General features: G+C 59.6%; 7 protein-coding genes. All 7 read left to right on the top strand.

All coding sequences use genetic code 11. The features are described 5' to 3' along the window. Window positions 1-124 precede the first annotated feature (124 nt). The 7 genes from AC0V2S_RS16380 (at window position 125) to AC0V2S_RS16350 (ending at window position 7,331) form a co-directional block, all read left to right on the top strand. A complete protein-coding gene (locus tag AC0V2S_RS16380; protein WP_475510653.1) occupies window positions 125-709 on the top strand; it encodes an oligosaccharide flippase family protein in 585 nt (194 codons plus the stop codon). Further along, window positions 706-1,389, top strand: a complete 684-nt coding sequence (locus AC0V2S_RS16375; RefSeq protein WP_475510652.1) for an MATE family efflux transporter — start codon at window positions 706-708, stop codon at window positions 1,387-1,389. Before AC0V2S_RS16380 ends, AC0V2S_RS16375 begins: the two co-directional genes overlap by 4 nt. An 11-nt stretch (window positions 1,390-1,400) precedes the next feature. Continuing rightward, window positions 1,401-2,318 carry a glycosyltransferase family 2 protein gene (locus AC0V2S_RS16370; protein ID WP_475510651.1) on the top strand — a complete coding sequence of 306 codons (918 nt, stop codon included), beginning with the start codon at window positions 1,401-1,403 and terminating at the stop codon, window positions 2,316-2,318. Window positions 2,319-2,595: 277 nt separating this feature from the next. Beyond that, a complete protein-coding gene (locus AC0V2S_RS16365; RefSeq protein ID WP_475510650.1) occupies window positions 2,596-3,672 on the top strand; it encodes a glycosyltransferase family 4 protein in 1,077 nt (358 codons plus the stop codon). A 116-nt stretch (window positions 3,673-3,788) separates the two neighbouring features. Next, on the top strand, window positions 3,789-5,087 hold the full coding sequence (locus AC0V2S_RS16360; RefSeq protein WP_475510649.1) for a polysaccharide pyruvyl transferase family protein: 1,299 nt from the start codon (window positions 3,789-3,791) through the stop codon (window positions 5,085-5,087). A 46-nt stretch (window positions 5,088-5,133) separates the two neighbouring features. After that, window positions 5,134-6,180, top strand: coding sequence for a glycosyltransferase family 4 protein (locus AC0V2S_RS16355; RefSeq protein WP_475510648.1), 1,047 nt, complete (start codon window positions 5,134-5,136; stop codon window positions 6,178-6,180). After that, window positions 6,177-7,331: a glycosyltransferase gene (locus AC0V2S_RS16350; RefSeq protein WP_475510647.1), complete on the top strand. Its 1,155-nt coding sequence runs from the start codon at window positions 6,177-6,179 to the stop codon at window positions 7,329-7,331. Before AC0V2S_RS16355 ends, AC0V2S_RS16350 begins: the two co-directional genes overlap by 4 nt. The last annotated feature ends 2 nt before the right edge of the window (window positions 7,332-7,333 follow it).

Raw genomic sequence — 7,333 nt, 5'->3', positions numbered from 1 at the left:
CGTTTCTGTATGCCACCACCCTGGCGGTAGTACTGAGCACGCGCAAAACCCAGCAGGATCGCTCGACCCCAAGCCCATTTCACGGGCAACCCCATTCGATTCAGCCAGGCGGTGAGTTACACAGATGGTGAATTCGAATCAGGCGAGCGACAAGAAGTCTCGCGCAGATCTGCTCTTTGTTTACATGGCCTACACCCTGCGTTACGTCTACCTGCTGTTGCTGATTCCCTTCTACGGGCGGGTGTTGGGGGTGGAAGGTTATGGCGTGGTGTTGGCGACCATGTCGCTGATGACCATCACCTGGCGGTTTGTCGAATGGGGTTTTACCACCTCGGGCATCCGTGAAATTGCACCCCTGGGACCGGAGCGTTACGCCGGCCTGGTGGGTCGTCATATCAGCGCACGCACCTTGCTGGCCGTGCTGGGCGTGGTGGGCGGTGCCGGGGCGATCATGCTGTCGCCGGTGCTGCACGCCCACCCACTGACGGCCGTTGCCGGCGTGGCGCTGGGGATCGTTTCGGCGTTCAACCTGGGCTGGTATTTCGCCGGCACCCATCGCCCACGCAGTGCGGTAAAACTCGAAGTGCTGGGGTTTGCCGTCAGCTTGGTGCTGGTGTTCAGCATGGTCCGTGACCAGAACGACAGCGCGCTGGTGCTGCTGGCACTGCTGGGCTCGGGCCTGGTGGCCTCCGTGCCGGCTACTGGATGATCCGCAAGGAAATTCGCGGCGCACGGTTCAGCATCAAAGACGGCAGCGCGCTGGTGCGCTCGGCCAGCACCATGTTCCTGTACACCGGTACCTCTACCCTGCTGGTGGCCTCGTCCACCTACATACTGAGCATTCTCTCCACCACGGCCGAAGTCGGTTCCTTCGGGGCGGCAGAGCGCCTGGTGGGTGTGGGCCTGGCCCTGATGGGGCCGGCCGGCCAGGTGTTCGTACCGAAGATTTCCAAGCTGTTTCTGGAAGATGAAAACCAGGCCTTCGTGGTCATCCGCAAAGGCATGTTGCTGATTGTGGGCATGGGGGTTGCAGGTTTGGCATGCAGCCTGGCGCTGGCACCCTGGGTGGTGCCGCTGATCTTCGGCCCGGGCTTCGAAAAGAGCGTAGGCATTTTGCAATGCATGGCGTTTCTGTTCCCGATCAGCGCCTTCAATCTGGTGGTGAGTTTTTACGTGCTGATTCCCCAGCACAAGGAAAGTGTTCTGGCAAAAGTTGTGTTGGTCGGCGCGGCGCTGAGCCTTATCTGCGCCATCCCTCTGGGTATGCAATACGGTGGTATGGGCATGGCTTTTGCCCGTATTGGGGGTGAGTTGATCGTGTGTGTAAGCCTGACTTACTACTGCTGGAAAATGGGCATTCTGGCTCGTATCTTCAACGTTAAAAAATGATGGATTTTCCAATGAAGGCATTCGTCGTAATCGCCACAAAAGGCCGCAGCAAAGAAACCTATACCTTGCTGGAGTACCTTGACCGTCAAACGGATATACCGGCGCACGTGGTGATAGTGGGCAGTGAAGTAAAAGATGTCGAAGGCCTGGAGGCGCACCCATCGGTGACTGAAGGCCGGGCCAATATTCTGCTGTCCCGCGCGGGCCTGACCATCCAACGCAACGTGGGCCTCGATGCCCTGACCGAGAAAGTGGCCGGTCTGGAGGCCAAGGACTGGTTCGTCACCTTCTACGACGACGACTTCCGCCCCGCGCCCAACTGGCTGGAAAGTGCAGGCCTGGCCCTGCAGGAAGCGCCCCATATCGTGGGCATCACCGGTAACGTGCTGGCCGATGGGGTGAACAGCGAATTCGGCGTCTCGGAAGACGATGCCGCGCGCTACATCAGCGGGGAAAAGCCGGCTGAAAGCCACTGGTCGTTCGCCCACAAGGTGAAACCGCTCACCGGCTTGTACGGTTGCAACATGGCCTACCGCGGCACCGTGGCCACGGCGCTGCGGTTCGATGAAAACCTGCCGATGTATGGCTGGCAGGAAGACTTCGATTACTCCAGCCGCGCCCGCCAGTACGGCGAAGTGGTGTTGATGCCAACCTGCCGAGGCGTGCACCTGGGCGTGAGCTCGGGGCGTACCAGTGGTGTGCGCTTTGGTTACTCGCAGATCGCCAACCCGATTTTCCTCGCCCGCAAAGGCTCCATGACCTGGCGCACTGCAGCCAAACTCATGTCCAAGAACTTCATCGCAAATATGGCAAAAACCTTGCTGATGATTCGCATCAAAGACTTTCCGGGACGTCTGAAGGGGAACTTTCAAGCCGTTCGCGATCTGATAACCGGCAAGCTCAATCCCTTGCACGTATTGGACATTTAAAGCTGTAACACGCCCGCGCGTATAACAACAAAGATCCTCTTCGCGACATGCCGACCGATGTTCTTCGGCCCGGCGTGTCGCCGGAAGCTATTCACCTATTGCCATCACGCGAGCCCAGTACCACGGGCTCACCTCGAAACTTGTAAGCAGTATTGCGCCGCGGATCTTGCGGCCCGATTTGCATGTTCAGCACTTACAAAAGGAGATTTACATGGCGACCGCAGCAGTGACCTGCCTGCCACAACCTGCGAGCAAAATCGGGATTGATGGAGACGCCTTGCGTAAACCCCTTTCCGGTGTCGGCCAGTACGTTTTTAACTTGTGCAAAGAGCTCGACCGTCTGCTGCCCTCAGCAACTTTTTTTGTGTATACCCGCCTGGCCCCGGAAAACGTTGCGCTGCCATCTGAGCGCTGGATAGTGCGCCAGGAACCTAAACCGCTGGCGCGAAAAATACCGTCGTTCGCGTGGCTGAAAACCCGCGGCGCCGCCCTGGCCCGCGGCGACAATCTCGATGTGTTCTGGGCCGGCCGCACCATTCACCCGGGCAAGAACGTCGCCCGGCGCACCGTGGTCACGGTGCACGACCTGAACCACCGCCTGGTGCCGAAAACCATGGAGTGGTCCACCCGCCTTTCGCACATGCTCTGGTTCGATCGCGATGTGCGCAGCGCCGATGCCGTCTTCACCAACTCCCAGGGCACCTCCGATCGTTTGCTGCACTGGGTAGGCCGCGCGGCCGATAGGGTCATTCACCCAGGCGTGCGCCCGGACTTCCACCCGATGGATGTAGGTGATCGCGAAATAGCCGAACAGGCGCTCGCGCCACGGGGCATTCGCCCGCCCTACCTGCTGGCCGTGTCGACCCTGGAGCCGCGCAAGAACATCGGCATCCTGGTCAGTGCCTTCGTCAAGCTCAAGGAAGCCGGCCTGCTGCATGACCACCAACTGGTGCTGGTCGGCGCCAAGGGCTGGCAGAACAAAGAGCTCGCACAAAAAATTAGCGACAACGCGGCACTCGGCATTGTCCTACCCGGGTACGTACCCGATGAGCTGATGCCGGCCGTGTTCGCCCTGGCCGATGTGCTGGTGATGCCGTCGTTGTATGAAGGGTTTGGCATGCCGGTTCTCGAGGCACGCGCCGTGGGTACGCCCGTGATCGTGTCGGACATCCCGGAGCTCAAGGAAGCGGCCGATGGCCAAGGGCACGTGGTGGTGCCGGATCTGGGCGGGATCGAAACCGCGCTGAAACAGATGCCTGTGGTGCCAGTGGAAGATCGACAGCGGGCCTACGGTGAAATCTTCACCTGGTCCAAGTCGGCGCAACGCATGGTGGACATGTTGTTACCGGCGTAACCCGAGCCCGCTGTTTGAATTCGTCGACTTTCTTCTCTGCACCCGACGCTCGCTTTTAGCGGTGTCACCCGGTTCTGCGTCGGCAGTTGAATTTATTTATTTTTCTGGAAGACACCATGGTCAAGTCCGCTCTGAAATACGTTTGGCGCAATCTGGGAATCAGGACGATGTACCTGGACGCTCAATATCGAGCCCTCTTGAAGGAATGGCATAACGACAAGGATGCCAAGCCGTGGCCACGCTCCGAGGCGGCCCCGGTGGTATTGATCATTCCGCCAGACCCTGCCCTGCTCACCGCCTCCAAGGGCGATGAAGCCATGCTGTCGGTGGTCACCACCTACTTCAAACGCAAGTGGCCGACGGTGCAGTTCATCGTCGCCACCGCCGAAGACGAAGCCGACAAATGCGCCCGCGCGCTGGGCACCGAGCCACTGCGGATTCTCGATGAAAAGCTGAGCTTGAAGCAGTCGTTGGCCATGCTTGAGGGTCGTAACATCTGCGCCAGCGTCACGGTCGGCGCCGACGTGCTCGACGGCAGTTACAGCCAGGCCTTTTCCGGCAAGCTGATCATGCTCACCGGCATGCTCGCACGCCGGGGTGTGGACTGCGTGGTCACCGGTTTCAGCGTCAGCGAAAAGCCGTACGGCAAGCTCAAGTTCCTGCTCGACGAATTCAGCCACGACGTGGTGTTCAACCTGCGCGACCCGCTGTCGTTCAGCCGCTTCCAGAAACTGACCACGGCTAACGCCAAACTGGTGGCTGACCTGGCGTTTCTGCTGGAACCGCAAAACGACACCGACCCGGTGCAACAGGCACGCACCTGGATCGACAGCCAACATGCCCAGGGCCGCAAGGTGATCGGCCTGAACATGCACCCGCTGCTGCTCGACCTGCAGGAGCGCCAGGACATTCACCGCGTGGTGGAGAAGTTCTCCAGCGTGGCCAAGGACCTGATTCAGACCCAGGGCATCAGCGTGCTGCTGATCGACCACGACTTCCGTGGCGATTCGGCCGACTACCACTGCCTCGACCCACTGGAAAAAACCCTGGCCGGCGATACCGCCGCCTTCACCTTCCGCCCAGAAACGCGCCTGAGCGCCGCCGAACTCAAAGGTGTGGCCGGTTACCTGGACGGCATCGTCAGTGGTCGCATGCACCTGATGATCGCCTCGTGCGGCGCCGGTACCCCGGTGTTCGGCATCGAGTACAAGGGCAAGATGAGCGGCCTGATGAAGCACTTCCAGATGGACACCAGCAACCTTTCCAACGCCCACGAAATCATGAATGACCCAGCTGCGTTCAAGGCCAAGCTGCTGCGCTTTATCGACAACCTCAGCGCCACCAAGCAGCAACTGACCGACAACAAAACCGAGATCAAACGCCTTTCTTCCCTGAACTTTGCGAAGTTCGCATGAGCCTTAGTTGCCAACTTTTCATTCAGTCTCGGACAGGAAGCAACACGTGCCCTATGTAAATGCGCGATTCCTCACGCAAGCCATGACCGGTGTGCAACGTTACTCCCTGGAGGTCAGCCTGCAACTGCGTGAGCAGATGCCGGAGATCCGGTTCGTTGCCCCGCGCAATATTGTTCAACATGAAGCCGCCGAGGCCCTGGGCGTTGAGCTGATCGGCTCGCGTACCGGGCATGCCTGGGAACAGCTTGATCTGCCCAAATTCTTGCGCAGTAAAGGCTCGCCGCTGTTGGTCAACCTGGCCAACACCGCGCCCCTGCTCTACAGCAACAAACTGTCGACGCTGCATGACATCGCCTTCGAGCGCTTCCCGGAAAACTTCTCCTGGAAGTTCCGCCTGGCCTACCAACTGGCCACCCCGCGCACCATCAAAACCTCGAAAAAGGTGCTGACGGTCAGTGAGTTTTCCAAGCAGGAAATCTGCGCGGTGTACAAGGTGGCGCCGGAAGGTGTGGTGGTTGTGCCTAACGCGGTATCCGGCGAGTTCAAACCAGAGCCCCATGACGTGGCCGAGCCGTACTTGCTGGCGGTGTCTTCACTGAACACGCAGAAGAATTTCCACGGCCTGGTCGATGCGTTCAGCGCGCTGCAACAAAGCAGCCATAAGCTCTACATCGTCGGCTCCCTGAACAAGAATTTCGCCGACCCCGGGTTGGTGAAAAAGATCGAAACCGATAGCCGTATCAAGCTGCTTGGCCGCGTCAGTGATGAAGAGCTGGTGCGGTTGTACAGTGGGGCGTCGGCCTTTATCTATCCATCGTTCTACGAAGGCTTCGGGCTACCCGTATTGGAGGCGCAAGCCTGTGGTTGCCCGGTAATTGCGGCCAATGCCGCAAGCCTGCCGGAAGTCTGTGGTGATTCGGCGCTGTACTGCTCGCCCTATGACGTGCAGGACATTGCCAAACAAATACAGACGCTTATTTCCAGCCCGGAGCTGGCGCAATCCCTGCGTGAAAAAGGGCGCGCCAATATCCAGCGCTACAGCTGGGCAGCATCGGCCTCACGCCTTCTACAGGTGATAAGGGAGTTTCAATGAAAGTCGCAATCATCCATTACTGGTGGCTCAGCAATCGTGGCGGCGAAGCGGTGTGTTCGGCCTTGGTCGAACTGTTCCCGTACGCCGACCTGTATATCCACGTGTGCAACGAAGACGTAGTGCGCAAAGCGTTGCCCAGTACGTTTACCGGCACCATCAACACCACGTTTATCTCGCGCCTGCCCGGGGCGAAAAAGCACTATCAGAAGTACCTGCCGTTTATGCCGATGGCCCTCGAGCAACTGGACCTGTCGGCCTACGACCTGATTCTTTCCAGCGAATCGGGCCCGGCCAAAGGCGTGGTCACCCGCCCGGACGCGGTGCATATCTGCTACTGCCACTCGCCGATGCGTTACGTCTGGGACATGTACCACGAGTACCTCTCCGGCGCCGGCCGCCTGATCCGCACCCTGTTCCCGTTCGTGTCGCACTGGTTGCGGGTATGGGATCGCTTGTCGGCCGACCGTGTTGACCAGTTCATTGCCAACTCCAACTTCGTGGCCCAGCGCATTCGCAAGTTCTACCGCCGCGATGCCGAAGTGATTTACCCGCCGGTAAACACCACCGAGTTCAGCCCGAATGAAGAGCGCGGCGACTTCTACCTGTGCCTCGGCCAACTGGTGGCGTACAAGCGCGCTGACCTCGCCGTGGAAGCCTTCAACCAGCTCGGCTTGCCGCTGGTGGTAGTCGGTGAAGGGGAGATTTTCGAGAAGCTCAAGGCCATCGCCAAACCCAACGTGAAACTGATGGGCCGCCAGCCCTTCCCGGAAATCAAGGACCTGCTGCAACGTTGCCGCGGCCTGATTTTCCCGGGCATGGAAGACTTCGGCATTGTGCCGGTGGAAGCCATGGCAGCAGGCGCTCCGGTTATCGCCTACGGTAAAGGCGGCGCCCTGGAAACAGTGATCAACGGCAAGACCGGCATCCTGTTCCCGGAGCAGACGGTGGAGTCCCTGATTCAAGCGGTGCAGCAAGTGGAAAGCGGCGCGGTCACCTTCGACCCGGCGACCTTGCATGCGCACGCAGCCACCTTCGACAAGAGTATCTTCAAGCAGCGCATTCAAGCGTTTGTCGATGACGCGTTGCTGGGTTCCGGCCCGGCCGTACAACGCACCCCCCACGCCACTGCACGTCCAGCCCTTACTGAATGACG

The organism is Pseudomonas sp. CC11G (assembly GCF_056174845.1).
This window is presented reverse-complemented; position numbering and strand designations above follow the sequence as displayed.

Bases quoted from the DNA above. Each gene is read 5' to 3' on its own strand.
- AC0V2S_RS16350 (WP_475510647.1), top strand. From the start codon at position 6,177: ATGAAAGTCGCAATCATCCATTACTGGTGGCTCAGCAATCGTGGCGGC.
- AC0V2S_RS16370 (WP_475510651.1), top strand. From the start codon at position 1,401: ATGAAGGCATTCGTCGTAATCGCCACAAAAGGCCGCAGCAAAGAAACC.
- AC0V2S_RS16380 (WP_475510653.1), top strand. From the start codon at position 125: ATGGTGAATTCGAATCAGGCGAGCGACAAGAAGTCTCGCGCAGATCTG.
- AC0V2S_RS16375 (WP_475510652.1), top strand. From the start codon at position 706: ATGATCCGCAAGGAAATTCGCGGCGCACGGTTCAGCATCAAAGACGGC.
- AC0V2S_RS16360 (WP_475510649.1), top strand. From the start codon at position 3,789: ATGGTCAAGTCCGCTCTGAAATACGTTTGGCGCAATCTGGGAATCAGG.